The sequence below is a fragment of the Vibrio sp. 10N.247.310.17 genome, from assembly GCF_041466605.1.
In the GTDB taxonomy this organism is placed as follows: Bacteria; Pseudomonadota; Gammaproteobacteria; order Enterobacterales; family Vibrionaceae; genus Vibrio; species Vibrio tasmaniensis_A.
Genome location: NZ_JBFSTC010000012.1, coordinates 21,159 through 46,685, shown reverse-complemented (window position 1 = coordinate 46,685; position 25,527 = coordinate 21,159). Strand labels below are relative to the sequence as shown.

Below are 25,527 nucleotides of genomic sequence, written 5' to 3'. Positions count from 1 at the left end.
AACGGCGTGACAGTTTGTGGTTAACCTTTCAACGTCAACATTTGAAAGGGATTAGAAATCATGACTACTTCACACTCATTTAATTCAGGCTCTACCACTTCTCTGCTTAAGCGTTCATTACTGATTGCACTTGTTTCATTCGCACCCACTTTGGCGCAGGCTAACCCAAGTTCAGACGTTCTTGATATCTACAATCAAGCCGCGCAAGGCAATGAAGATCTGGTTGAGGTGGCTTACGAACGCCTGAATGACACGTTACAACAAGATGGTGCTACGCCACTGACTTTGGTTTATTTAGGAAGCACAGAAACCCTGATGGGGCGTGATGCGTTCTTACCTTGGAACAAGATGAAGTATGTCGAGAAAGGCTTATCAACCATTGATAAATCACTGGTGCTGCTGAAAGACGAAGACCAACCAATTCATGAGCAACCTCGTGTTCAAGGGCTACCAGATTCTTACCTAACTCGCGCCATGGCTGCGGTGACTTACACCTCGCTACCCGACATGTTTAACCATTTCGATCGTGGTTATGACTTGTTCCTCTCGTTACTTGCGGAAGATGATTTCCAGCAACAACATTTCGCTGCAACCTCGTGGATTTACCGTTATGCCATTACCGCATCGATTCGTGCTGAAGACTTCGAGCAAGCACAGGTGTGGCTTGAAAAAATGGAAAGTACCGATGCCGGAAACATCGAGACCATGACAGCGAAGGCCCTAATAGCGAAAGCCAAGTAACAGTTGCCAAAGCCAAATAACAGCTGTGAAAGCTCAATTGCGGCTTGCGAGAGCTTGAGAATGGATTGGTAATCAGAGGACAACGAAATGATTGAATTTAAAGATATCGGCAAAGCATATGTCACGGGCGGTCAACGTGTTGATGCATTAAACGGGGTCGATGGACATATCCAGCGCGGTGAAATGGTGGCCTTGTGTGGCCCGTCTGGTTCAGGGAAAAGCACACTGTTGAACATCCTTGGTTTGTTGGATATGGACTATCAAGGCGAGATAAACATTGATGGCAAAGCGTATCCAACAGAGCAAATCGCCGCTGCGCGCTTTCGTCGTCAGTCGTTGGGTTTTGTATTTCAGCGCTTCAATCTCGTTCCTGTGATGACGGCGCTTGAAAACGTCGCTTACCCATTGATGTTGAACCAATGCACGAAACAAGAACAGCAGACCAGAGCGCAAGACATGTTAGAGCGTGTAGGGGTAGGAGATTACGTTCATCATCGTCCAGACAACTTGTCTGGAGGTCAGCAACAGCGTGTCGCGATAGCCAGAGCGTTGATTCACAACCCAAGCTTGGTGATTGCCGATGAGCCGACCGCCAGCCTAGACAGTCACACTGCCAACCTTGTGATCGACATTATGAAAGAGCTCGGCCACGAAATGGGCACGACTTTCATTGTCGCAACGCACGACCCAAGAATGGCACAGCGCTGCGATCGAGTCATTGAACTTATCGACGGACAATTGGCTCCACAAGCTGTAACCACGGAGGCGATCTCATGGGCAAGTTAACACAAAGAATGAGCACGTTTTTACTTCCAACTTCGGTGCGTTTGGCGTGGCTTAACTTATTGAGAAATGGTCGACGCAGTCTACTTTCGGTGTTGATTATCGCGATTGCGGTATTTGCGCTGACGTCGGCAGGAGGCTACGGGCTTTACACCTACGAATCTTTGAGAGAATCGACCGCGCGCGATACTGGTCATCTCACCTTGAGCACGCCGGGCTATTTCGAACAAGACGAAGATATGCCGTTAAGCAATGGTCTGGACAAGGTTCAAGCGCTAACCAAGAGCATCATTGGCGATAGTGATGTGCGTGGGGTGCAGCCACGAGTTTATTTTAGCGGTTTGGTGTCTAATGGCAGCAAGTCGACCATTTTTATGGGAACGGGCGTTAATGAGCGTGAGTTCGACATGAAAGGACCATTCCTTGATGTACGCAGCGGGCAAACTCTCTCGGATGTGAGATCTCCAAGATACGACAGCCAAGAGCCACAAGTGATGCTGGGAACTGACCTTGCTCGTAACCTCAAAGTTGCGGTTGGTGATTGGGTGACACTGCTCGCGACCACCAGTGACGGTGCTTTGAACGCTTTTGATTTTAAGGTGCAGGGTATTTATTCGACAGGGGTTCCTGAGTTGGATAAGCGTCAGCTTTACGTACACATCACCACAGCCCAAGAGCTTTTGGCCTCAGACAAAGTCAGCACCTTGTCGGTGTTCCTATTTGAAACAAGCAAGACTTCGACCGTTCAACAACGCGTTCAAGCGACTTTAGATCGAAATAGCGCTAGCCAAAACGATCAAGGCACAGAGATCGAGATCACTCCGTGGCAAGATCGCGCGTTTTTCTACACCAAGGTTAAAGATCTTTACGACCGGATCTTCGGCATCATGGGTGCTGTTATGGCATTGGTGGTGTTCGTGTCTTTGTTTAACACTATGACCATGTCGGTGACAGAACGTACTCGTGAAATCGGCACCTTGTCGGCGCTCGGGAGTTACCCCACTGAAATCGTAGCGGGCTTCTTAAAAGAGGCGGGATTGCTGGCTGTGATTGGCAGCGCGATCGGCGCGTTAGTGAGTGGCTTAGTGTCGGTGTTATTGCTGGTGGTTGATATCCAAATGCCACCACCTCCGGGTCGAACCGAAGGTTACCCACTCAACATTTACTTCTCATTAGAATTGGTTGGTTACGCCACTTTAGGTGTGCTGACGATCTGTTTGCTGGCTGCTTATTTCTCTGCTCGCAAAGGCGTGAATAAGCCAATCACGGAGGCGCTGGTTTATGTATAAATTTACTCGTTCACTCACTGTTTTAGGTTCTGTATTGGTTTTGGTTCTAGCATCGACACCAAGCTGGGCAGTCGATTCACAACAAGTCACAGAGATGATCGCCAAGGCGGATAGTTACCGGTTGAACAGCGCACAAGCTTCTAAGGTAGTGTCTTTGATGGCGTTGTATCAAGACGAGGAACTGGACAAAACCCGTGAATACAACGTCTATACAAGACCAAACCGAGAGTCGTTGGTGGTGTTCAAGTCGGCGGTCGAGGCTGGTCAAAAGATGCTGATGATTGAAGATAATTATTGGCTGTTGATGCCGAAATCTCGCCGACCAATTCGTATCACACCGATGCAAAAATTGTTGGGCGAAGCCTCGGTTGGCGATATCTCTACGCTGACGTGGAGCGAAGATTACCAAGGTGAGTGGGTTGCCGAGCAACAAGTTGAGATGCCGACTGGCGAGACACTCGATACCCATCACTTAAAGCTCGCGGCGAAAACCAAGGGTGCTAGCTATCAATCGATTGATCTGTGGTTAACGGCAGACCGAGCGTTTCCAGTTAAAGCGGATCTGTATCTGCGCTCAGGAAAGCTAGCCAAGCAAGCTTGGTTTACTGAAGGCGAGCGTGATGGATTACCAACAGTGGTGTCGATGACCTTGCTCGATAAGATACAGCCAAGCAAGAAAACCGTGATTGAGTATCGCGAAGTGATTGAACAAAGCTTGGAAGACAAATACTACAACCCTGCTTACTTATCGCGTAACAGCGTGTCTGGGCTGTAGGTGAGCGTTATGAACCGATTCCACATCAAGTCTTCAATCGCGACTTTGCTCGCCTTGTCTTGTGTGAGTAACACGATTCAAGCGGACGATCTGAGCCTAGCGTGGGATTGGCAACTGAGTGCAGAAGCCGTTGAGTCGAGAGGGTCGCCATTCAGCCCTTTAGCGTCTGATAATTGTCAGTCATTCAATGGCTTGCTGGATCTAGAGGTTGGATATGGTAATTGGCTTGGTCTGTTCGCAGTGAAAGCCAACGATATTCTAAGCAACAACCCTCAAGGACAAGAGGCGAGCTTTGAGTCTGAATTCATTGTGCGTGAGTTGTTTTGGCAAGGTGGTGTTGAGCTGTCTAATTCTATAGTCGGTGATCACTACCTCGATGTCACTCTTGGCAAGGTTCGCCTAGATTGGGGCGTGGGTTATGGCTATCGACCGTTAGACATCATCAAGCCGTATCGACAAAACCCAGTAGGTATTGTCGCAGAGGAGGGCGCGGGTGTAGCTTCGGCGTCATTGTTCGATATGACGGGTGAGTGGACACTGCTTTACAGCGATTCATCATGGACTTCCCAAGATGTAAATGAATTCGAAAAGCAGAACCAGCAACAAGGATTTGGGGTACGTCGTTACAATCTTGTAGGTGATCACGAGTATCAATGGGTCGCTTATTACGACGATGTACGCCACGGCTTACTTGGAGCTAGCTTGGTGTCGGTATTGAACCTCGCTTGGGAGTTTCACGGCTCTGTGATTTATCAGCGACAAAGCCTTGGCTACAGTCAACCTAACTCACTGCATAAACCGGTTTATCTTGAAGAGCAGGGCGAAGCTTATCAAGCGTTAGCAGGACTAACATGGGCCAATGGCACGGGTCACAATGTGGTGTTGGAATACTGGTTTGATAGCCGAGCGTGGAGTCATTCTGAGTGGCAAAGCGCAATAGAAAGTGCCGAGTCTTTGTCAGTTAATCCGATGACAGCATCACTGGCTAGTTCTTACGCTCAAGGGTACCAACACGCCAATTTGGTTCAGCACAACATCATGTTTCACTGGTCTCTGGATTCGACACATGGCTGGCTTGAAGATATCACGCCAACGTTTGATGTAATGTTGTCTCCACAAGATGGCGGTTTTATTGCAACCCAGTGGCTCAACTATCAGGCTTTAGATAATGGCAATTCATCGTTGGATTTGGAACTTGCTGCACGCTTTCTAGGTGGTAAAAGTGATTCTGCTTACGCCAACTTACCCGATAGTCATATGATTCTTTTAAATATCAAAGGACGATTTTAATGAACACTTCTCCAAACCGTCAGGCTTCATGGATCAAAAGCTTTACGCTGACCACTCTGTTTTGTTTCGTCATTGCCGTCACTACACAAACGATTTGGGGCGGCGACTTTGTGGTCAATCTCGCGATAAGTTTTGGTTTTGGTTATAGCGCAGTAGGTTCCTCTTTTATTCTAGTTAAGTTGTTTAAAACAGAATCCAGGGTATTTGAAGTGGGTATCTCAATGGTGATCGCGATGACCTTTGGTACCTTGAATGCGCACTACTGGTTAAACGGATATTTTGGAGCCAATATCTCGGACCTTAAATCTGTGGTCTTGTTGGGTGTGATCTTCTGTTCGGTTTGTTATTACTATTTCTATACCCGAGAGCAACAACTGCGCGCTGATAACGAATTGGAAGTGGCCAAGCGTCGTCAGGCCGATCAAGAAAAGGTGGTGGTGCTGAGTCAGCTTAAGCAACTGCAAAGCCAAATTGAACCGCACTTCTTATTCAACACACTTGCGACCATCAATGTGTTGATAGAGAGTGATAGCGCGAAAGCCAAGTTGATGCTCGAAAAGCTCACCGACTTGTTGCGTGTGACCTTGAAAAACAGCCGCACTGAGCAATCGACCATCGCACAAGAGGTCGACTTGTTAGACGCTTATCTTAATATCCAAAAGATACGTTTGGGTGAGCGCTTAGCGTTCTCGATTGAAACACACGAGATTAGCGATTTGCAGGTGATTCCCCCGTTCTTGATTCAACCCTTGGTCGAGAATGCACTCACGCACGGTATCGAACCTAAAGCGGCGGGTGGCCAAGTGAATATCCGTATTACTCAACAAGCCGAGCAGTTGAAGATTGAAGTGTCAGACAGTGGTGCAGGGTTGAAAACACCTTCTGCGAATACGGGGCATGGTGTTGGGTTAAGCAATATTCGTCAAAGAATTGAAACCCTTTATGGCGATAAGGCGAGCCTAACGATTACTGAACAAGCTGAGGGAGGGGTAGTCTCTACGATCTTGTTACCACTGACTGACGCAGCCGCTTAGAATGACAGACCAGAAAGCACAGAACAGTGACGAAAAATAGACGATTTACAGTGTGAATTTAAAGGACTAACCATGAACTACCCAGCAATACAGCCGAGCGTAACGGCGATTATCGCAGACGATGAAGCACTGTTAAGGCACCATCTCGACAAGAGTTTGGCTGAGGTTTGGCCGGAGTTAGAGATCGTCAGCAAGGCACAAAACGGTTTGGAGGCGATGCAAAGTATTCAGCAGCTTAAGCCCGACGTGGCTTTTCTCGATATTCGTATGCCTGAACTGGATGGAATATCACTAGCGAAACAACTCAACAAGCTAGATTCGCCGCCATTGATTGTGTTCATTACGGCTTATGACGAATACGCAGTTAAAGCCTTTGAACATAATGCGATGGATTACCTGCTGAAGCCAATCAACGAAGAGCGTCTACTCGCTACCTGTCAGAAGGTTCAAGTACGTCTGTCGAGCAATCAAACACAATCAGGTATTACGGCAGAACAGCCCGATATCACGGCGTTAATGGCTCAGCTTCAACAGTTATCACAATCGACGTTACAGCAAACGCAGCCTCCCCAACAGCAGAAGAAACATCTAACGTGGCTCAAAGCCAGTGTTGGGGAAGACATTCACCTAATCGCCGTCGATGATGTGTCTTACTTCAAAGCAGAGGACAAGTACGTCTCGATATTCAAAAAAGGCCAAGGCGGCTCTCTAGAGGAGTTCATTCTTCGCGTGTCACTAAAAGAGTTGATCGCCCAGCTCAATCCTGATGAGTTTTGGCAGATCCACCGCTCGGTGGTGGTGAAAGTCTCGGCCATTGATAAGGTGAAGAAAGGGCTGTCAGGCCAAATGTCGGCTTATGTGTCAGGAGAGAAGTTACCGATCAGCCGTGCCTCGCAAGCTCTTTTTAAAGGGATGTAAAATCACCCGATCTATAACCTATGACTATCAGATTGTGTAATTTATAAAGTTGACAGTTTCATGCATGTTCAGATTGTCTCTCAAAATTTAAATGACTGAATTTATATAAAATTATTATGCTATTGCGATCGGATATATTGGAGGAAAGCCCTTCAAAGAGATCGTTATGAAAGCATACTATTTAGTCGTCGTATTGAGCTCCACATTGCTAGGTTGCAGCTCTACTCCTCAACAACAAACGTTATTGAAATCCGATCCATACTGGGTCAAAGGAGAGTTAGATAACGGATTAACCTACCATGTCTACCCTGACCAAGAACAACCTGTCTCGGTACGCTTACTCGTGCATGCCGGATCTTTGCAAGAGAGCGAACAACAGAAAGGGTACGCCCACTTTGTTGAGCATATGGCGTTTAATGGCAGCAAGAACTTTTCAGGAAATGAGGTGGTCGAGCTATTTGAGCAATCTGGTGCCAGCTTTGGTGCAGACTTAAATGCTTACACCTCTTACCAAGAAACCCTCTATAAGTTAGATCTACCTGACAATAAGAATTTAGATAAAGCGCTGGCTTGGTTTAGAGACATTGGCGATGGTTTATTGCTGTCCGAAGCTGAAATCGAAAAAGAGAAAGGTGTGATACTTGGAGAGTTTCGATACACGCGAGTTGAAGATAAACCTCTCTCGTTTAAGTTCTACGATCATCTGGTTGAAGGGACGACTTACCAAAGTAACGATCCTATTGGCAATAAAGAATCCGTTTCTAAAGCGAATGTTCAAGAATTAAAGAACTATTACCAAACCTGGTATCAACCTCAGTTAACCGAAGTGATTGTCTCTGGTGATATCACATTGGCAGAAGTGATCCCTTTGATTGAAGATACTTTCTCTGATTGGCAAAGAGGCACAACACCGGTTCCCGTGAAGAACACGTCAGTGGATTACAATACTCAAGATTTTGTGGCGTATGGATCTGGTGTCGAGCCTCCGAGCATCGGGATAGTCATTGATCGTGGGGAAAGAGTGACACAGAGCCATGAGCAACAACATCAGCTTTGGTTAGATGATATTGCTCAACAACTTATCCAACAAAGGTTGAATTCTGACTTTGTTGACGCTGCGTTACCTGTGCAGTGGGTTGCTTCAACACCCTACTTATTAGAATACCAAAGGTATTCGATTACTACCGTCGGTTTTCCTGTTAATAGCCGAGAGCAAAGTCAGCAGCAGTTTGTTTCTACTCTCGCCTCTTTGCGTGACTATGGCGTAAGTGAATATGAGTTGGCGAGTGTGCTTCAGCAATATCAAGCGAACCTTGATGACATTCAAGTCAACTGGGATCAAATGGATGCTGTGGCTCATGCTGATGGTAAATCGACAGCATTGGTGATTAACCAACCCGTGCAATCACAGCTTGATTATAAGTCGAGCTTGAAAACGTTTCTTGCGAATACGGATCTGGAGGCCGTGAATGATAACTTAGATGATTTGCTTTCTAGCCCTTATATTTTGGGGTTAGGTTTATCTTCTAAGGAAGATCTTCAAGCCATGGAGAATGAGCTAAAAGATGTCAGAAAAGCCTATAAAAAGACAGGTAATAAACCACTGCTCGTTACCGCAAGTTCTGCGTTTAGCGTGCCAGAATCTCAAGGCGACATTGTGAAACAAATTCAGGTGAGTGAGGATCCTAACTTACAGCAATGGACATTGAGTAATGGTATTGAGGTTTGGTATTTACGAAACCCTGAGGTGGGTAATAATGTTGGTGTTTATTATGCGAGTGAAGGTGGAAAAGCAGCACTAGATTCTTCTTTATTTCCTGCATCAGAGGTGGCGATTTCGGCATCGATCCGTAGTGGTGTTGGTAAATTCAGTGGATCGGAATTAAATACCCATTTGAAACGCAAAGACATCCAAATTTATCCCTTCATCAACTTTACTCATCATGGGCTGGAAATCAGCACTAAGAAAAAGACGCTCGCAGAAGGCTTGGCTGCATTGTATACCATTGTGACCGAACCTAAAATCGACAGCGATCAGCTTGAGGCTGTAAAATCTGAATTTGCACAAGATCGCACGGCTTATCTAGAAACCCCAGTGGGTCAGTTTATTCAGATGGTTAACCATAATAGCTATCAAGATAGCAGTCGTCATATCATGCTAGAAAGTGAAGATGTTGAAGCTGTTACACCTCAAGATATACTTGATATACAGCATCAACTCTTTCAGAAGTTAAGAGACAATACGCTTGTCATCGTTGCTGATATTAAGCCATCTGAAATTAAGCCCCTCGTACGCCAATATGTTGCTTCATTGCCACTAGAAGCGGTTGAATCTCCTAATTATGAGGTGGCTTATAAAACGGATTCAGAAGAGCGAATAGATGTATCGATCAACAATGAAGACAGCAGTCAGTACTTGTTGCGTGTAATTTCCCAGCAAGCTCGGGATAAAACAGCAAAAGATGTGTTTATGGATGATATGCTGCAGCGCGTATTGTCGAGTCGTCTAACGGCTTATGTTCGTGAAGAGTTAGGCTTGGATTATGCACCTTACGTGTATTCGGTCGCTCAAGACAGTGAGCCAAGTTACGACTGGCTTGTGGGCTCCTTAACAGCCCCAGAAAACTTAGATCAGGTTGAACAGGCGATCGATAAAATTATTGCTGAAGCTGTCAAAGGGATCTCTGAAGAAGAGACTCGAACGGCAGCTAAACAGCTAGTGGCTGACCTCACGCCACTTCAATATAAGCCTACTCAACAAGCTTGGTTTATTTCACGTTATTTAATTCATGACTATGGTGTTGAGGCACTGTTTGACTTACAGGGCACGACAGATTCAATTTCTAGTAAAGATATGACTGAGTATGCTAAAGAAATTTTTGGAGACAACAGCTACCAGTTGAAGAACTTGTTAAGGCCACAAAGTTAAGCTGATTGAGTAAAGTGACTTTTCAGAAAAGTCGCTTTCACCCTGAATATATGATGTCGAATCTAAGCCAAATGCTAAGTCATTTGGCTTTTTTATTTGGCTTAGGGTTAGTCTTTAAACTCGTTACTTTTTAATTCATCACTTTCAAGCTTGTCACTTTTAAACTAGTTACTGACTTTTAAGCTAGGTAGTGACTTTTAAATGCTCGCAATTCGCGCCTTATATAACTGAGTATGATTTATAAAATAAAGATCCAGATCACAAAGATACTCATTCAGTTCAGTATTAAATAATAATCATTAACTCAAGATGTATATTGTCGATGAATGACATTAAGAGGTTGTTATGAAAACATATTATTTAGCGACGGCAGTATGCCTTACCCTGGTTGGCTGTAGTTCAACATCAAAAACGACTGACACCTTCATCCAACCGGACCCGGCTTGGACTTCAGGCCAACTAGAGAATGGCTTTACCTATCATGTTTATCCTGATCATGAAGCGCCAGTTTCTATTCGTTTAGTCGTACATGCAGGCTCTATTCAAGAAACTAGTCAACAAGAAGGTTATGCGCATTTTGTCGAACACATGGCATTTAATGGCAGTAAGAACTTCTCGCAAAACGATGTGATTCGACTATTTGAAGATGCAGGTGCTAGTTTTGGGGCTGATATTAATGCCTACACCTCTTATGAAGAGACGGTATATCAGCTAGATTTACCCGATAATGTCCAATTACAGTCTGCCCTAACGTGGATGCGAGACATCGGTGATGGATTGGATCTCGCCAGTTCAGAAGTTGAAAAAGAAAAAGGTGTGGTTCTTGGGGAGTTTCGTATGGCTCGCCTTGATGATAAGTCATTCCCAGAAGTGTTTTATGACCACTTTATTGAAGGTGGACCGTATGAATCCCAAGACGCATTGGGAACTAAAGAATCGGTTGTAAATGCCACTTCTCAAACCCTAAACAACTTTTACCAGACTTGGTATCAACCACAAATCGTAGAGCTTGTTGTTTCAGGTGATGTGGATATCGAAACCGTGATCCCATTAATTGAAGCGAAGTTTTCTAGTTGGCAGCGTGGTGAAACGCCTAAACCAGTGAAACAGACAGTCACCACTTTCAACGAAGGTGACTATGTTGAGTATACGAAGAGAGAAGCCCCAAGTATTTCACTGACGTTTAACCGAGGCTCAAACATCATTGAAACTCACGATCAACAGCACCAACGTTGGTTGGATGAAACCTCCCAGTTATTGATTCAGCAACGACTTGAGGCGGTATTTAATGATGCGGCTTTGCCGACTCAATGGATAGCGTCAGACAGTCTTGAAATGGGTGCTCTGCTTTATTCATCAACCAGTATTGGATTCCCTGTTGGAAGTCGTGAAGTGACTCAGCAAAAGATGCTCTCGACGTTGGCATCATTGCGGGATTACGGTGTGTCGCAAGCGGAGATCGTCGGTGAACAGCACTACTACCAAAACTTGCTCGATAATATTGAGCATGATTGGGATAAAGAGGACGGTGTCGATCACGCGAACAATAAGGCAAGTGCCTTAGTGACGGGTCGAATCGTTCAATCACAGAAAGATTTTCAGGCAAGTATGGAAACTTTCATTTCCAACGTCAGTCTTGAAGTGATTAATGACAACATAAAAAGCATACTTTCTGGTGATTATTTCGTGATCATTGGCATGAATAAGGCTGAAAATAGAGCCGCAATCAATAACTCGTTAGATAGCTTGAAAGCTACTTATAGCGAAATGGGTACTAATAGCAAAATAGGTACTAATAGAGAAACGGGCACCGCGCCGTTGGTTGCTGCGGCGGGCAGTGCTTTTGCGGTACCGAGTTCGCAAGGCGATGTTGTACTGGTTGAACAAATATCTGTCGATCCATACATTCAAAAATGGACGTTAAGTAATGGTATAGATATGTGGTACTTACGTGACTCACTGGCGAATGATGATGTTGGCGTGATGTACATGAGTTTGGGGGGAAAGGCTGCTTTGGAGCCAAGCTTATACCCAGCGGTTGAGGTTGCATTGCCTACTTTTGCTCGAAGTGGTGTGGGTGATTTGACCGGTTCTGAACTTCAAGCGTACCTTGACCGTGAAAATATTCAAGCCGATTCTTTTATAGGCAATACTCGTCATGGTGTTGAATTTAATATCAAAAAAGATGGGCTAAAAGATACGTTTGCTGCGCTTTATACTTTCATAACCGCGCCTAAAATAAGTCCCGAGCAGCTAGAAGCTGTGAAGCAGGAGTTTGTACAAGGTCAAGAATCGTTCTTGAGCAGCCCTGTTGGCCAGTTTGAACGTGCAATAAACCAAAATATTTATCGTCAAGAAAGCCGTCACCGCTTTGTTAATAAAGACCGTGTTGAAGTGGTTTCTGTGGAAGATATCAGCCACATTCATCAGCAACTGTTTGGTCAAATGAGGCATAACCAATTGGTGATCGTTGGTGATATTGATCCAAGCGTATTGAAGCCTTTGGTTCAGCAATATTTGGCGTCTATTCCATTAGAAAAAGCTCTAGTCCCTGACTTTAAGGTGGCTTACAAGCAACCATCAGAACCACGCATTGATTTAGCCATCAACAACGTGAATAGCGCGGAGTACGTCTTAAGAGTCATTGCTGAACCTAGTACTGTAACCACGGTTGAAAAAGTTGTTACGTCAAAAGATATCTTCATGGAAAGCATACTGGAACGTTTGTTAGCGACTCGCTTAGATACCTATATTCGTGAAGATTTGAGCTTAGATTACTCGCCTTATACATTCTCAGCGTCAGCAGACAGTGAGTTGAGTAACGAGTGGGTTGTCGGTGCGATGATAGCGCCAGAGAACGTTGATAAAGTGGAAGTGGCGATTGATAAAGTGATTGCAGACCTTCTCCAAGGCGTTTCTGAAGAGGAAATGCGAGCGGTTGTGAAACAGTTTGAAGCTGACTTCACGCCTCTCGAGATGAGCTCTATTGACCAAGCGTGGTATGTGTCTCGTTATCTACTTCATGGTTACGATATCGAAGCCTTGTCTCAAGTTGAGCGCGTGGCGAGATCGATATCCACTGAAGATATGAATGATCTAATACAGCGTATTTTTGGTGAGAACAGCCGTAAGGTTAAGAACATCATGCGTCCTAAAGCCTAAAGCCTAACGTAGAGCGTGAAAACGATAGCCAAAAGTGCTTTGACAAATACCCCATTAAAGCCAAGCATTCATTGCTTGGCTTTTTGTTTTTTGACGACTTTGTATGCGTGAATACAGCGCTAGGAGGTCAGCAATTGTCAGCGTAGTGTCAAATGTGTTCGGTTGTGTTTCTAAATCAATTGTAACTTTCATAGCTGTTATATATTGTCGCAGTGTTTACCATTCAGGATTATTGTTAATTGCTTAAACTAGGTACCCGATTAGTCTTAATGTTGTTTTTACTGAGCTTTGGCTTAGTGAATTCTAACGGCTATTCGTTTCCTTCTAAGCCATTCCAAGTTCATTCGGCTCAAGAGCAATCTTCGCAGAATGAACAATCTTCCTCGATAAAACAGTGTAAACAAGCCACTACGGATAATCCGTCGAGCTACTTAGAGTGCGATAAGGTTCCGTTTGGTACCGTGCCTTATGGTGACAGTTCCAACTATCATGACACCGAGTCGAGCCTCCAGGCTGCAAACTTCAGACGTATGCTCAGCAACGAGCAAGAAAGCGTGGCCGATCTTGAGCCTGCTTATCATCTACTGATCGACTTCTCTCCCCCTTCATTACTGGCTTCTCTGCTTTTCGACACACCGCTGTTGGATTCCAAGCAGCACTGGACCAGCATTGTGAGTTCTCCGTCCTCCCGGCTTTCTGGGTGGAAAGAGGGCAATATTCAATACTCGCATTTCCGAGAACTTCTTAGCTAATCGTTTGACCTTAAATTGGTCGTATCGATGATCGCCTCGCGCTCGTTGAACTCGCCAATTAACCCAATATAGCGACACACAATTATTAGCCTCACTGTTACTCAATCAGCTTGTTTTGGTTGTGACTAGTTGTCGTTCGTGTTCGCAAAACATTAGTTATACCAATCGCAGTAAATAACTGGCCATCCTAGCTGGTTAAAACGCTCGATCACTGCTTTTTCCCGGCGCTATTTTTGAGCTCGTGTTTACGGTGATTGGTAAAAAGAAGAGATCTTGACTGTGAAAAAACGCATTCCAAGAAAACAAATTAACCACTACTCAAAGTGGAAATACGTGGTGCTTATCGCCACCATCATCATCATGATTCTAAGCGCTCTACCTTCTTGGTTTGGCGAAGACGCCTCGGTTCAAATCAGTAACCGTTCTGAGCAGACGATCGACGCCACTCAAATTACTCAATACCTTGCTAGCGAAGGCATCCAAGCCAAATCTGCATTTCAAAAAGACAAACGTTTAGTCGTGATCTTAGAAGATGCGGAGCAACAAGCGAAAGCCAAAGAAGTGCTTAATGAGCGCTTCCTCGACAACGCGACGGTTGCTCTTGCTATGGAGCCTGCAGCACCTAAATGGCTGACTGACATGGGCTTTGCACCGATTCAGTTAGGTCTTGATTTACGTGGTGGTGTTCAGTTCTTATTAGAAGTGGACATGGAGCCGGTTTATCACGCACAAGCTCAAGCGATGGTCGACGAGGTGACCAGTCAGGTGCGTTATGCACGCGGTAAAGTGGTCAACAACCAAGTTCAGTTTGATTTCCGTACCGACGCCGATTTCGAAAAAGCACAAAAGTTGATTCGTGAACAGTTCCCACATTGGCTACGTGATCGTTCAGATAAGTCACTGACATTAACTCAGTCAGAAGAAGAGCAAAGAACGCTACGCAACCTAACCGTTCAACAAAACCTGCAAATCATGCGCAGCCGTATTGAAGAATTAGGCATCACAGAAGCATCGATTCAACGCCAAGGTGAAAGCCGTATTCGTATTGAATTGCCTGGTGTTCAAGACCCTGCAGCAGCAAAAGACGTGATTGGTGCAACCGCATCTTTGGCGTTCTACTCTGTTTACGACAATGCAACTCGCAATACTCAAACGCTAAAAGATACAGATGGCAATCGTGTGGTTGTCGCTCGCAAAGCAGTACTGAGCGGTGAACACATTATTGATGCTCGTAGTGGCATTGGTGAGATGGGCAGTGCAGAAGTAAACATTACCCTAGATTCTTCTGGTGGTAAGAAAATGTCTGAGTTCTCACGTCATAACATCGGTAAGCCAATGGCAACCGTGTACAGCGAGTACAGTCGTGATAGAGCGGGCAACAGCAAGCAAGACAGTGAAGTGATCAGTGTGGCAAACATCCAGTCTCAACTGGGTAGTCGTTTCAGAATTACTGGTGCTGGCAGCTTGGCTGAAGCGCAAGAGCTTGCGTTACTGCTGCGTGCGGGTTCATTGACTGCGCCAGTGACCATCATTGAAGAACGTACTATTGGCCCATCTTTGGGTGCTGAAAACGTAACTAACGGCTTTGCTGCTTTGGCACTTGGCCTTGGCCTTACGCTAACGTTTATGGCGCTATGGTACCGCCGTCTTGGTTGGGTCGCGAACTGCGCATTGGTGGTTAACATGACCACATTGTTTGGTTTGATTGCGCTGCTACCGGGTGCGGTATTAACTCTGCCGGGTATTGCGGGTTTAGTACTGACCGTCGGTATGGCGGTAGATACCAATGTGCTTATCTTCGAGCGTATTCGAGACAAGATGAAAGAAGGGCGCAGCTTTGCTAGCTCTATCGACCGTGGTTTCGATAGCGCATTCTCGTCAATTTTCGATGCTAACGTCACCACCATGATCGTTGCTGTGGCTCTATATACCATTGGTAATGGACCGATTCAGGGCTTCGCTCTGACACTGGGCTTAGGTCTTCTAACCAGTATGTTCACAGGCATTTTTGCTTCACGAGCGATCATCAATTTGGTTTGGGGGCGTGACCAACGCCACGACGTAAGGATTTAAGCATGAGTACTTCAAAAATGACTATTTCAGACCGCTATATTTCAGATAAAAACATGACTCGCCTTCGTAAGGTGATGTCTGTGATTTCTATTGTGCTGTTCATGAGCTCTGTGATGCTGGTGGCAGTGAAAGGTTTTAACTGGGGTTTGGACTTTACTGGCGGTGTGGTTGCCGAGGTTCAACTCTCTGATCAAGTAACCAAAGATGCGTTAAAAACCAAGCTCGACACTGCTTTTCAACAAGACGTTCAAGTGGTTGGTATGGCAGAACAGGATCGCTGGACAATTCGTTACAGTCAACTGACAGACGCTCCACAGCCAAACTTAGTGGATGCATTGTCTTCTGTGAGCGACCAAGTAAAAGTGCTTAACAGCAGCGTGGTTGGCCCTCAAGTGGGTCAAGACATGGTTGACCAAGGTGGCTTGGCGGTATTGGTGTGTTTCCTAATGATCATGCTGTACCTGAGTGTACGATTTGAATGGCGTTTGGCACTTGGTGCTCTTGCTGCAATCATTTACGACGTGACGCTTATCTTAGGTTTGTTCGCTTTTACTCAGTTTGAGTTCAACCTGACTGTATTAGCGGCCGTGCTAGCGATTCTCGGTTATTCATTGAATGACTCTATCATCATTGCTGACCGCGTTCGTGAAATGCTTCGCGGCAATCCAAACGGTGATACTGACAACCTGCTCAATGAATCGGTTAAAGCGACCTTCTCACGCACCATGGTGACTTCAGGAACAACTTTAATCACCGTATCTTCGCTTTGGCTACTTGGTGGCGCTGCGCTGCAAGGTTTTGCTATTGCACTCGTTGTGGGTATTGTCAGCGGTACGTGGTCCTCCATTTCAGTAAGCATCACCCTACCTAAGTTACTTGGATTGCAGCCTTGTCACTATCAGGTGAAACCAGAAGTAGAAGTTGAGGGGGAGTATCCTTAGTTTCCTGATTGCTTAAGTCTTCTAATTAGATAGCGCTCAGCCATAGTCCTCATGGACTAACGAGTGAGTTCAGCAAAGCCTTTCGTTTGTAGCAAGACGAAGGGCTTTATTTTTTATAAGAGTCAGTCAGTTAGTTAAAAGAGAGGCTATTTCAAAAAACAATGGATTGAGCAGGCAAGCCCTCATTATATGAAGTATGTTTATATGACGTCAGTAGAAATGAGGCAAGGTAATGGAATATCGACATCAATGTCATGTAGGCGACCACGGTGATGCACTCAAGCATCCAGTATTGAGTGCACTGGTTAAATCATTAATGCAGCAACACTCTCGCCTCAATGTTATCGACACGCATTCAGGCACAGGGTGTTATGACCTCACTACAGCGCCAAGCAATCACGCCGGTGAGTTCGCTGAAGGGGTCGGGTACTTGTGGCGAAACAAAGCTTATCTTCCTCCAGCATTCGCTTCTTTTATGTCGGTGCTGGAATACTACAACCCGAATCAACTTATCTCTCTCTATCCGGGCTCAGCAGCCATCACTTACCAACAAGGCCGTAGCCAAGATAGCTTCTATTTTTCAGATATTCAGCAAGATGAAGCTGATTTACTGCAAACTAATATTGAGACGTTACAACGTGACCTTGATGTCTCAAGCAAGCTCACTATTACCGCAGGTGATGGGCTCAAAGCGCTGCCTGATGATGTAGCAAAACACGATAATCATCACCTGATTGTTATCGATCCTCCCTATGAAACCGATTCTGAATATCTCGCGGTGATCGATGCCTTGGTTAAAGCGTATCAACAATCAGAAAAGGTATCTGCACTGATTTGGTACCCGCTTTACACGGATGACAAGAGCTCACTGATTCTGAATCACTGTGTTACTGCAGTGAAAGATGGTTTGCTGCCAAGTCCAATTAAGTCGGAGCTTCGCCTTCGAGACCCGAAAGGGGATGATCGCCTAATCGGCAGTGGTTTGTTGTTATTCAATCCACCACAAGGCATTTCAGGAATAGTCGCAGATACGCTTGATTATTTACACTGCCAACTCTCGACCAATGGTGAAGGCTATTGGCAAATGAGAAGCCTATAGATCTGATTTTTATGGGTTTTATGATGATTTTCGAGATGTAGATCGCTAAATCATTTCAATCTGTATGGTTTAAATTGACCAAACTCTAACTTTTATCGATTGATTTATCGCGATGAATCATATAAAAATAGTACATCAATGCGCACAGGTGCATACTGGCTCATAAGTTAAATAATTACCCAAATTAATATCAGATTGTGGTTTACCCCCTAAACTGCATAAGGCTCGCACTAGTCACGCGAGCCTTTCTTTTGCCTGAAAGAAAACTTAAGGCATTGTTAGCACTTCAAAATCCACTACAACGCAGGGTAATCGATATAGCCTTTTTCGTTGCCGCCGAACAGAGTGGCGCCATCAAGATCGGATAGTTCATTGCCGTTTTGTAGGCGTGAAACGAGGTCTGGATTCGCAACGAATGGGCGACCAAATGCGACGAGGTCGGCGTAGCCTTTGCTTAACACTTCTTCGGCGCGTTCTGGTGTGTAACTGCCAGCGACGATGATGGGGTTAGAGAACAACTCTCTTAGTTCGACACGGAAGCTTTCAGGTATCACAGGCGCATCATCCCAATCGGCTTCTGATAGATGCAAGTAAGCGATATCACGTGCTTGCAGCGCCTTTGATGCCTCTAGAATCGTTGGCACGATGTCTGGGCAGTTCATGTCTTTGAAGGTGATGAACGGAGCTAAACGAACGCCCACTTTATCGGCACCAATCGCATCAATGACTGCATCCACTACTTCGATTAGAAAGCGAAGTCGGTTCTCGCGGCTGCCGCCATAGTTGTCGGTGCGCTTGTTCGAATTAGTTCTTAGGAATTGATCGATAAGGTAGCCATTACCACCGTGGATTTCCACGCCATTGAACCCTGCCTCGACCGCTTTCTTCGCTGACTTAGCAAAATCTTGAACCACACGATCAATATCGGCTTGGGTCATTTCTCTTGGTTGAATGCAATCCACCATGTTGCCGTTTCCATTCTCGTCAGAGATCCAAACCTGAGTTTCTACCGGAGCCAGTGCCGAAGGCGCGATTGGTAGTTCACCTTTTTGGAAGGTTGGATGAGACACGCGCCCCACATGCCATAGTTGGCAGAATATCGCTGCGCCTTGTTCTTTAGCGGCAGAGGTGACACCTTGCCAACCTTCCACTTGTTCGCTTGTGTAAACGCCGGGTGTGAATGAGTACCCTTGAGAGTCATCTGAGATTTGTGTCGCTTCAGTGATGATGAGTCCTGCACTTGCTCGTTGTTGGTAGTAAGTCGCCATCATTTCATTTGGCACGTTTCCAGGCTGGCTTGTACGAGCGCGCGTCATGGGCGCCATAACCACACGGTTTTGTAGTTCTAGATCTTTGAGTTCTGCTGTTTCGAATAATTTGCTCATGGTATTTACCTTGTATCGGTCATGTATTGATTGATTTAGCGTGCGGTGGTCACTATTTCGATTCCGCAGGGCTGAAGATAGAGTCGTTTTGTGGCCTTTCAGCTCGGTTGGCTTTTGCAATAAGCAACAAACCAATCACTGGGACAACAACGGCTGCGAATGGAATCATTCCTGCGCCTAGTTGGCTGTCGAGTACCATGCCGCCTAGGAAGCCACCGAAGGCATTGGCCAAGTTAAACGCTGAGATATTCGCGGTTGCTGCTAGCTCTTGGCCTTCGCCACCGTGGTTCATTACTCGAAGCTGCATAGCAGGAACGTTCGCAAATGATGCAATACCAAAGACAAATGCAGCTGCAACGAATAGGATTTTGTTGTCTACAACAAGGCCAACCACTACCAATGAAACGATCATCGCGATAGCCCAAAACATCGATGCCTTGCCTAAATCTTTGTCAGAAGAGCGTCCGCCCAAGGTGTTGCCGATGATTAATCCGACACCCACAATCACTAAGATCCAAGTTACTGATTCTTGACCGTAACCCGTGATGTGCATGGCGATAGGCGCAAGGTAGCCGTAAAGCGTCATGAAGCCAGACCAAGCAAAAGCGGTGATCGCCAAGCTGATGAGAAGCATTGGATTTTTGAATGCCAACAGCTGAGTTTTGATGTCTTTCGCTTCGCTGTGACCTGAAGATTTTATTGACGTTAAGATTGAAATCATGGCGATGGTGCCAAGTGCTGCCACGGTAAAGAAAGTTGTGTGCCAACCGAATTGCAAGCTCACCCAAGTACCTGCGGGAACCCCAAGAACGTTAGCGAGCGTTAAGCCAGCGAACATCTGACCAACAGCACGACCTGCCATTTTCTCAGACACTAAATTGGTCGCGACAACGGCACCTATGCCATAGAAAGGACCTTGCACTAAGCCTGCGATAACGCGGCTTGCAAGTAGAAGTGGGTAACTAGGAGCTAAGGCTGACAAGATATTGCCGATGATGAACAGTGCCATTAAGCCAATCAGTACCATCTTTTTGTTAAAACGTGCGAGGTAGATGGTTAAGATCGGGCCACCAATAACGATAGCCAATGCGTAAGCACTGATTAGGTAGCCGGCTTGACCTTCGGTGATCGAAAGGGATGTGGCAATTTGTGGAAGGATGCCTGCAATAACAAACTCAGCGGTGCCGATGGCAAAAGCTGCGAGTGTCAGTATCCAAACTTGGAATGGGATCTTTTCTATATTGATCGCTTCTGGTTTCATAGTGAAGTACCTGTGTTAATTCTTGTTTGTTAGGACGTTTACATACACGCCCTAACGATTGTTCTTTGCTTCTTTGCTTCTTTGCGGAGTGTTAGCCGAGTAGAGCACCGCCATCGATGTCGATGATTGACCCCGTTACGTATGGGTTGTTAATCGCGAATAGATAGCCCATTGCGATATCTTTTGCCTCTCCGACTTTGCCTGCTGGTAGGCTGTTTTTCGCGTTGTCGTACATAGTTGAACGAGCTGAGTCATCCATATTTTTGTAGGCTTCAGTCATGGTAAGGCCGGGGCTGACGGCGTTGACTCGAATCGGTGATAGCTCTTTGGCAAGCACCTTAGTTACGCTTTCAAGTGCAGCGTTGATGGCGGTTTTTACGTAAGTGCCAGCTACCACTTTGCGTGACAACATACCCGTCGTGAGAGTGATAGAACCGTTGGGTTTCATGTAACGCGCGGCGTGCTTGGCTACGTTCAGGCTGCCCCAAAATTTGGTATCAAATGCTGCTTTTGCGTCTGCGATAGCAACGTCTGTCACTTTTCCTGCGGGAGCGTATGACCCCGCGGTTATCACCAAGTGATCAAATGCACCGATCGATTCGAAGTATTCACAAACCGATTTCTCATCGGTGATATCAACGCCTGTGTGTCGGCTGGCAATATGTATCGTGTTGTTTTCGTTTCTCAATTGCATTGCTAATGCTTTGCCGATACCTGATGTTCCACCAATGATGACGAATGTGTGCTTTTCTTGGTTTGTAAGTTCGTTGTTCATGTTCTGAATTCCTGCGTGTTCTGCTGATGGTTGTCATTATATTTATTCGACTAAATTTGATAATTGGCTAAAATATAAAATAATTATTCGGATTAACTGAATGGTAGGAGAGGTGAATGGACAAGTTTTCAGATATGGCGATGTTCGTGAGCATTGTTAAGCATCACGGGTTAGCAGCGGCGGGGCGAGAGTTAGGGCTGTCTCCTGCGACCATGACAGCAAGGCTTCAGGCGTTGGAAGAGCGTTATGGTGTGAAGCTGCTGAACCGAAGCACAAGACATGTGTCTTTAACTGACTCTGGGGAGCTGTATCACAAGGCGTGTCTGGAGATATTGGATAACGTTAGCGAGGCTGAAAACCTGATTCAAAATGGCGTCAAAGAGGTTAAAGGCCCACTAAAGATTGCAGTACCTAAAGACATCGGAAAGCAGTACATCCTTCCTATTTTGTCGGAATTTTGTCAGCAGTATCCAGACGTTATTCCCTACCTGTATTTGAACGATCACCTATCGAATATCGCTGAATCAGGCATGGACATCGTGATCCGTTATGGGGAATTGGTCGACAGTAGCTTGATCTCAAGACGCTTATCACCAAGCCGACGAGTGCTGTGTGCTTCACCAGAATATCTTGCCAAGCATGGAACGCCGTTAACACCACAAGATTTGGTCCAGCACGACTGTTTGGCTATGCTGCGTAGCAATGAAGAGCTCAAGACATGGCACTTCCAAGACAATGATATGAAGAAGTCGGTGACGGTTGTGCCGAAGCGATTTTCAGACGATGGCGAAGTGATTCGGTACTGGGCATTGCAAGGAGAAGGGATTGCGTTGAAGTCGGTACTCGATGTGCAAGATGACATCAATAACCAACGCCTTGTGACGCTACTTAATGGCTACATGAAGAACTTCAACACCTCGACGTCAGTATCGAGTGCCGACTTGAATGTGGTGTATATCAGCAAGAAATATCAGCCGAAACGTATTCGGCTGTTTTTGGATTTTCTGTTTGAGCGGTTTGGCGATTTGGTTAAAAATTCTAGTTAGATTAGCCGTGAATCCTCGCATGACAGAGCTCTCTAACTCAACGTCAGCTTAAGGACAGAGTTCATTGAACTGGTTATGATGCGTGCAATACAAGGACGTGATTGGAGAGAGAAATGAAAGTAGTCGGTAACACGGTTATCCAACCTTTTCATAAGGCAACCTGCCACTGCGGTGCGGTCGAATTAGAGCTCAGCTTACCTAACGGAATAGAAAAGCCGCGCCGTTGTGATTGCTCTATCTGTCGTCGTAGAGGGGCGATTGTGGGGTCTGTTGCGCTGGATGGTATTAAGATTTTGAAAGGCGCTGAGCATCTTAAGCTTTATCAATTCAATACCAACACCGCGAAACATTACTTCTGTTCAAACTGCGGTATCTATACCCATCATCAACGCCGTTCAAACCCCAATGAATATGGATTTAACATCGGTTGTTTGGAAGGGGTGAACCCTTTTGATATTGGTGATGTGGTGACTAATGATGGTGTCAATCACCCTGCTGATCGCTAAATAACTCGTCGTTTGAGAACCAATTATTTGATAACTAATGGATAGAGGAAGGGATTATGTCTGAATATAGTGCGGTGATTCGTTGGGCTCGTGGTGACGATGAAGCCTTTAGTGATAACCAATACAGCCGAGGGCATATGTGGGAGTTCGATGGCGGTGTCACTGTGCCTGCCTCGTCGTCACCTCATGTTGTGCCACTGCCGTTTTCAGTTGAGGCCAACGTTGATCCTGAAGAAGCCTTTATTGCGGCACTGTCTAGCTGCCATATGCTGACGTTTTTGGGCATTGCTGCAAAGCAGAAGTATGTGATCGACTCTTATGTGGATGATGCTGTTGGTGTGCTTGAGGAAGATGAATCAGGCCGCTCATCGGTCACTAAGGTGACTCTGCGACCTGACATTGTGTTCTCAGGTTCTAAGATACCGACTGCCAAACAACTCGACAAACTGCATCATTTGGCGCACAAAAACTGCTTTATCGCCAACTCGGTAAAAACAGAAATTGTGGTATAGGCTAAAGCCTAAGCAATGCTACCCCATCATAAGTAGCGTCATAAAGCATGCGTAACGCTGTCAAAACCAATTGGCAGTACGCGCTTAGCTTTCAAAGGCACTGTAAACTTTATTAATGAACAAATCTTTTTGCTTCATATTGAGCAAGGGTTTAAAAGTTGTAACAGCAAAAGGCATCTCGGCAACGCCGCTTTTTGGCCCTGTTGGAATCAGTGCCATTAATGGATTTCGCTTGTAACCTTTTGTCGATTTGCTCTTTAGCTTGTTGCTGATCAGGCGAGCGAGGTACTCCCCTTGTTGCTGAGCAAGATAACCCAGCTTAGCTTCGCCAACATCGGCGACATCACCGAGTGCGTATAGGTTGTCTTCTCCTGACACCTCTAGCTGGCTATTCACCTTGATGAAGCCTTTGTTATTTAACACGTGTGGCAACTGAGCTTGCAGGAACTCGCTATTGGGTAAGGTGCCAACCGCCTCGAATACGATGTCTGCGGTCGCCGTTTTACCGCTTCGTTGGTCGATATAGCTTCCCGAGATGTTTTGGTAACCCGTGTTAAATTCTACTTCGACACCTAGTGCTGTTAACTGCTGAAATGCGACTCTTCTGGTTTTGCTCTTGAAGCCATCAAGCAATGCTTCACCTCTATGTGCGAGAACCAATTTTTTGCTAGGGAAGGCGTGTGCGATTTCTCCTGCCAGTTCCACTCCCACGACCCCGCCACCAATAATTAATATGTTCTCTGCATTTTGGATGTTTTGATTGTGCTGTAATAGTTCGTTGTTGCGATCGGTTAGGTTGAACGCAGAGCTCGATTTAGCGATTGGCATGCTCGGGTAGCGAGTACCTGAAGCAATGATCGCCATCTTGAAGTCAATGGTACTTCCGTTATCCAATGTGGCTTGGTTACGTGTTAATTCGCTGACACCACTTTGAAGAAAAGCGCCTTTCAAGAAAGATTGGTAGGGCTTTCTCGCATCGTCTTTGGTCACCGTTGGTGCAGCAACATTACGAAGAGTTGCGTAGGTCACTTCAAAGTAGTCTTTTTTATCAACCAATAACGTGCTCACGCCTTTTTTCTCAAGTTCTTGCGCGGCTGCTACGCCTGCGAAACCACCACCAATAATGAGTACGTCTACCTTTTTCATATTTTGCCCTTTATTCATACTTTGTCTTTTTTGCGGCAGGCCGTTTGTCGACCACAGAAGCCACTTATCTATGGGGAAATAGCTTAGTTCGTTTCATATTTGTAATAAATGAGCGAAAATAAAACGGAGATGTGCATTTTTGCAACGTGCAACATCGAGAGGCAGCTAAATGAAAAGGCGAGAAAATGGATAAGTGGAATGAGATAAGAACGGCCTACAAGCTGGCTCAACACCAAACACTGAGTGCTACCGCTCAAGAAATGGGCGTGCACCGTTCAACCGTGATGAGGCATATCGACACTCTCGAAGCTGAGCTTGGTGTGTTGTTGTTCCAACGAAATGACAAAGGTTATTTACCGACCGAAGCCGGGCTAGAGATCATGCGCTTAGGTGAGGTGACAGAGAATCACTTCTCGCAATTGGGCGCACAAATCAAAAGTAAAGAACAGGCACTTTCTGGCACGTTAACCGTTACTGCAATAAACGACATGGCAAGTATGCTGATGCCCGTTATCCAACAATATCAGCGTTGTTACCCCAATATGCGTGTTGATTTTATTGGTGATTTGAGGAAGTTTAACCTTGAATATGGTGAGGCGGATATTGCGATTCGTAGTGGCGATAAACCTACGACGCCAGACAATATCGTGTTCCCAATCGCCAGTGTGGAGATGGTGTTGTGCGCGCACAAAAGCTATATCGAGCAGTATGGATTGCCGCAAAACAGTGATTGGCAGCAGCATCGTTTTATCGCCATGAAAGAGAGGCCACAACACCTGCTGTGGAATGAATGGATCTACGACACGGTGCCAGAAACGCAGGTTGTATTTCTGTGTTCGAGTGTTCAGGTTGCCGCACGAGCTTTGGAGTCGGGGTGTGGTATTGCGGTTATGCCTAGGGAATTTGTGGAGAGAGATGAGGATTTGATCTCAGTTTCTTCCAGTTTGGTTTGGCCGATGCCTGTTTGGGCTTTGGTGCACCGCGATATGTATAACTTGAAGAAAATCAGAGCCTTTATAGAGATTCTTAGGGGCGATCAGCAAACGCCCACTCACTTTAAGATATAAATCGTGTTTTTAATGACGTTTTTTTGTGCCTTTTTCGTCTTTT

The 25,527-nt window shown here is 45.7% G+C and carries 21 protein-coding genes; 17 read left to right on the top strand and 4 right to left on the bottom strand.

Features of this window, described 5'->3' with window-relative positions; all coding sequences use genetic code 11:
- Positions 1–60: 60 nt before the first annotated feature.
- From AB6D80_RS06015 to rlmJ, 13 genes are all read left to right on the top strand, one after another.
- A complete protein-coding gene (locus tag AB6D80_RS06015; RefSeq protein ID WP_122046541.1) occupies positions 61–741 on the top strand; it encodes a hypothetical protein in 681 nt (226 codons plus the stop codon).
- A gap of 87 nt (positions 742–828) precedes the next feature.
- Positions 829–1,527, top strand: coding sequence for an ABC transporter ATP-binding protein (locus AB6D80_RS06010; protein ID WP_372188010.1), 699 nt, complete (start codon positions 829–831; stop codon positions 1,525–1,527).
- A complete protein-coding gene (locus AB6D80_RS06005) occupies positions 1,515–2,813 on the top strand; it encodes an ABC transporter permease (protein WP_372188009.1) in 1,299 nt (432 codons plus the stop codon). Before AB6D80_RS06010 ends, AB6D80_RS06005 begins: the two co-directional genes overlap by 13 nt.
- The gene (locus AB6D80_RS06000; RefSeq protein WP_372188007.1) at positions 2,806–3,588 is read left to right on the top strand and encodes an outer membrane lipoprotein-sorting protein; all 783 of its coding nucleotides are present in this window, start codon (positions 2,806–2,808) and stop codon (positions 3,586–3,588) included. Before AB6D80_RS06005 ends, AB6D80_RS06000 begins: the two co-directional genes overlap by 8 nt.
- 9 nt (positions 3,589–3,597) lie before the next feature.
- Entirely contained in the window at positions 3,598–4,878 is a 1,281-nt protein-coding gene (locus AB6D80_RS05995; protein WP_372188004.1) for a hypothetical protein, read from the top strand.
- On the top strand, positions 4,878–5,912 hold the full coding sequence (locus AB6D80_RS05990; RefSeq protein WP_372188003.1) for a sensor histidine kinase: 1,035 nt from the start codon (positions 4,878–4,880) through the stop codon (positions 5,910–5,912). The genes AB6D80_RS05995 and AB6D80_RS05990 overlap by 1 nt, the downstream gene beginning before the upstream one ends.
- Positions 5,913–5,984: 72 nt before the next feature.
- Positions 5,985–6,830 (top strand): LytR/AlgR family response regulator transcription factor, encoded by an 846-nt coding sequence (locus AB6D80_RS05985; protein ID WP_372188001.1) that lies wholly within the window; start codon positions 5,985–5,987, stop codon positions 6,828–6,830.
- Between the two features lie 166 nt (positions 6,831–6,996).
- On the top strand, positions 6,997–9,759 hold the full coding sequence (locus AB6D80_RS05980; protein WP_372188000.1) for a M16 family metallopeptidase: 2,763 nt from the start codon (positions 6,997–6,999) through the stop codon (positions 9,757–9,759).
- A gap of 345 nt (positions 9,760–10,104) precedes the next feature.
- The gene (locus AB6D80_RS05975; protein WP_372187998.1) at positions 10,105–12,921 is read left to right on the top strand and encodes a M16 family metallopeptidase; all 2,817 of its coding nucleotides are present in this window, start codon (positions 10,105–10,107) and stop codon (positions 12,919–12,921) included.
- Positions 12,922–13,190: 269 nt separating this feature from the next.
- Positions 13,191–13,673 (top strand): hypothetical protein, encoded by a 483-nt coding sequence (locus AB6D80_RS05970; RefSeq protein WP_372188040.1) that lies wholly within the window; start codon positions 13,191–13,193, stop codon positions 13,671–13,673.
- Positions 13,674–13,946: 273 nt separating this feature from the next.
- Positions 13,947–15,746, top strand: coding sequence for a protein translocase subunit SecD (gene secD, locus AB6D80_RS05965; RefSeq protein ID WP_122046532.1), 1,800 nt, complete (start codon positions 13,947–13,949; stop codon positions 15,744–15,746).
- A 2-nt stretch (positions 15,747–15,748) separates the two neighbouring features.
- The gene (gene secF / locus AB6D80_RS05960; protein WP_372187997.1) at positions 15,749–16,687 is read left to right on the top strand and encodes a protein translocase subunit SecF; all 939 of its coding nucleotides are present in this window, start codon (positions 15,749–15,751) and stop codon (positions 16,685–16,687) included.
- 232 nt (positions 16,688–16,919) lie between these two features.
- On the top strand, positions 16,920–17,786 hold the full coding sequence (gene rlmJ / locus AB6D80_RS05955; protein WP_135442273.1) for a 23S rRNA (adenine(2030)-N(6))-methyltransferase RlmJ: 867 nt from the start codon (positions 16,920–16,922) through the stop codon (positions 17,784–17,786).
- A 296-nt stretch (positions 17,787–18,082) separates the two neighbouring features.
- Here the strand turns inward: rlmJ and AB6D80_RS05950 are convergent, their stop codons facing one another.
- From AB6D80_RS05950 to AB6D80_RS05940, 3 genes are all read right to left on the bottom strand, one after another.
- Positions 18,083–19,171, bottom strand: coding sequence for an alkene reductase (locus AB6D80_RS05950; RefSeq protein ID WP_017102206.1), 1,089 nt, complete (start codon positions 19,169–19,171; stop codon positions 18,083–18,085).
- Positions 19,172–19,223: 52 nt separating this feature from the next.
- On the bottom strand, positions 19,224–20,432 hold the full coding sequence (locus tag AB6D80_RS05945; RefSeq protein ID WP_017099483.1) for an MFS transporter: 1,209 nt from the start codon (positions 20,430–20,432) through the stop codon (positions 19,224–19,226).
- 91 nt (positions 20,433–20,523) lie between these two features.
- Complete coding sequence (locus tag AB6D80_RS05940; protein ID WP_017099482.1) at positions 20,524–21,207, bottom strand: SDR family oxidoreductase; 684 nt, start codon at positions 21,205–21,207, stop codon at positions 20,524–20,526.
- Positions 21,208–21,323: 116 nt separating this feature from the next.
- Here AB6D80_RS05940 and AB6D80_RS05935 point away from each other — a divergent pair, with 116 nt between their 5' ends.
- From AB6D80_RS05935 to AB6D80_RS05925, 3 genes are all read left to right on the top strand, one after another.
- A complete protein-coding gene (locus AB6D80_RS05935) occupies positions 21,324–22,253 on the top strand; it encodes a LysR family transcriptional regulator (RefSeq protein WP_372187995.1) in 930 nt (309 codons plus the stop codon).
- Between the two features lie 113 nt (positions 22,254–22,366).
- Positions 22,367–22,759 carry a GFA family protein gene (locus AB6D80_RS05930; RefSeq protein ID WP_029222786.1) on the top strand — a complete coding sequence of 131 codons (393 nt, stop codon included), beginning with the start codon at positions 22,367–22,369 and terminating at the stop codon, positions 22,757–22,759.
- Positions 22,760–22,815: 56 nt separating this feature from the next.
- Positions 22,816–23,271: an OsmC family protein gene (locus AB6D80_RS05925; RefSeq protein ID WP_372187993.1), complete on the top strand. Its 456-nt coding sequence runs from the start codon at positions 22,816–22,818 to the stop codon at positions 23,269–23,271.
- Between the two features lie 84 nt (positions 23,272–23,355).
- Here the strand turns inward: AB6D80_RS05925 and AB6D80_RS05920 are convergent, their stop codons facing one another.
- Entirely contained in the window at positions 23,356–24,417 is a 1,062-nt protein-coding gene (locus tag AB6D80_RS05920; RefSeq protein ID WP_372187991.1) for an NAD(P)/FAD-dependent oxidoreductase, read from the bottom strand.
- 185 nt (positions 24,418–24,602) lie between these two features.
- Here AB6D80_RS05920 and AB6D80_RS05915 point away from each other — a divergent pair, with 185 nt between their 5' ends.
- On the top strand, positions 24,603–25,484 hold the full coding sequence (locus tag AB6D80_RS05915) for a LysR family transcriptional regulator (protein ID WP_065111734.1): 882 nt from the start codon (positions 24,603–24,605) through the stop codon (positions 25,482–25,484).
- Positions 25,485–25,527 lie beyond the last annotated feature (43 nt).

Excerpts from the sequence above, each read along its gene's own strand:
- AB6D80_RS06015 (WP_122046541.1), top strand. The coding sequence starts at position 61 with ATGACTACTTCACACTCATTTAATTCAGGCTCTACCACTTCTCTGCTT.
- AB6D80_RS05950 (WP_017102206.1), bottom strand. The coding sequence starts at position 19,171 with ATGAGCAAATTATTCGAAACAGCAGAACTCAAAGATCTAGAACTACAA.
- AB6D80_RS05970 (WP_372188040.1), top strand. The coding sequence starts at position 13,191 with ATGTTGTTTTTACTGAGCTTTGGCTTAGTGAATTCTAACGGCTATTCG.
- AB6D80_RS05945 (WP_017099483.1), bottom strand. The coding sequence starts at position 20,432 with ATGAAACCAGAAGCGATCAATATAGAAAAGATCCCATTCCAAGTTTGG.
- AB6D80_RS05980 (WP_372188000.1), top strand. The coding sequence starts at position 6,997 with ATGAAAGCATACTATTTAGTCGTCGTATTGAGCTCCACATTGCTAGGT.
- AB6D80_RS05915 (WP_065111734.1), top strand. The coding sequence starts at position 24,603 with ATGGATAAGTGGAATGAGATAAGAACGGCCTACAAGCTGGCTCAACAC.
- AB6D80_RS06000 (WP_372188007.1), top strand. The coding sequence starts at position 2,806 with ATGTATAAATTTACTCGTTCACTCACTGTTTTAGGTTCTGTATTGGTT.
- AB6D80_RS06005 (WP_372188009.1), top strand. The coding sequence starts at position 1,515 with ATGGGCAAGTTAACACAAAGAATGAGCACGTTTTTACTTCCAACTTCG.
- AB6D80_RS06010 (WP_372188010.1), top strand. The coding sequence starts at position 829 with ATGATTGAATTTAAAGATATCGGCAAAGCATATGTCACGGGCGGTCAA.
- AB6D80_RS05995 (WP_372188004.1), top strand. The coding sequence starts at position 3,598 with ATGAACCGATTCCACATCAAGTCTTCAATCGCGACTTTGCTCGCCTTG.
- AB6D80_RS05925 (WP_372187993.1), top strand. The coding sequence starts at position 22,816 with ATGTCTGAATATAGTGCGGTGATTCGTTGGGCTCGTGGTGACGATGAA.
- AB6D80_RS05920 (WP_372187991.1), bottom strand. The coding sequence starts at position 24,417 with ATGAAAAAGGTAGACGTACTCATTATTGGTGGTGGTTTCGCAGGCGTA.
- AB6D80_RS05975 (WP_372187998.1), top strand. The coding sequence starts at position 10,105 with ATGAAAACATATTATTTAGCGACGGCAGTATGCCTTACCCTGGTTGGC.
- AB6D80_RS05985 (WP_372188001.1), top strand. The coding sequence starts at position 5,985 with ATGAACTACCCAGCAATACAGCCGAGCGTAACGGCGATTATCGCAGAC.
- rlmJ (WP_135442273.1), top strand. The coding sequence starts at position 16,920 with ATGGAATATCGACATCAATGTCATGTAGGCGACCACGGTGATGCACTC.
- AB6D80_RS05935 (WP_372187995.1), top strand. The coding sequence starts at position 21,324 with ATGGACAAGTTTTCAGATATGGCGATGTTCGTGAGCATTGTTAAGCAT.
- secF (WP_372187997.1), top strand. The coding sequence starts at position 15,749 with ATGAGTACTTCAAAAATGACTATTTCAGACCGCTATATTTCAGATAAA.
- AB6D80_RS05990 (WP_372188003.1), top strand. The coding sequence starts at position 4,878 with ATGAACACTTCTCCAAACCGTCAGGCTTCATGGATCAAAAGCTTTACG.
- AB6D80_RS05940 (WP_017099482.1), bottom strand. The coding sequence starts at position 21,207 with ATGAACAACGAACTTACAAACCAAGAAAAGCACACATTCGTCATCATT.
- AB6D80_RS05930 (WP_029222786.1), top strand. The coding sequence starts at position 22,367 with ATGAAAGTAGTCGGTAACACGGTTATCCAACCTTTTCATAAGGCAACC.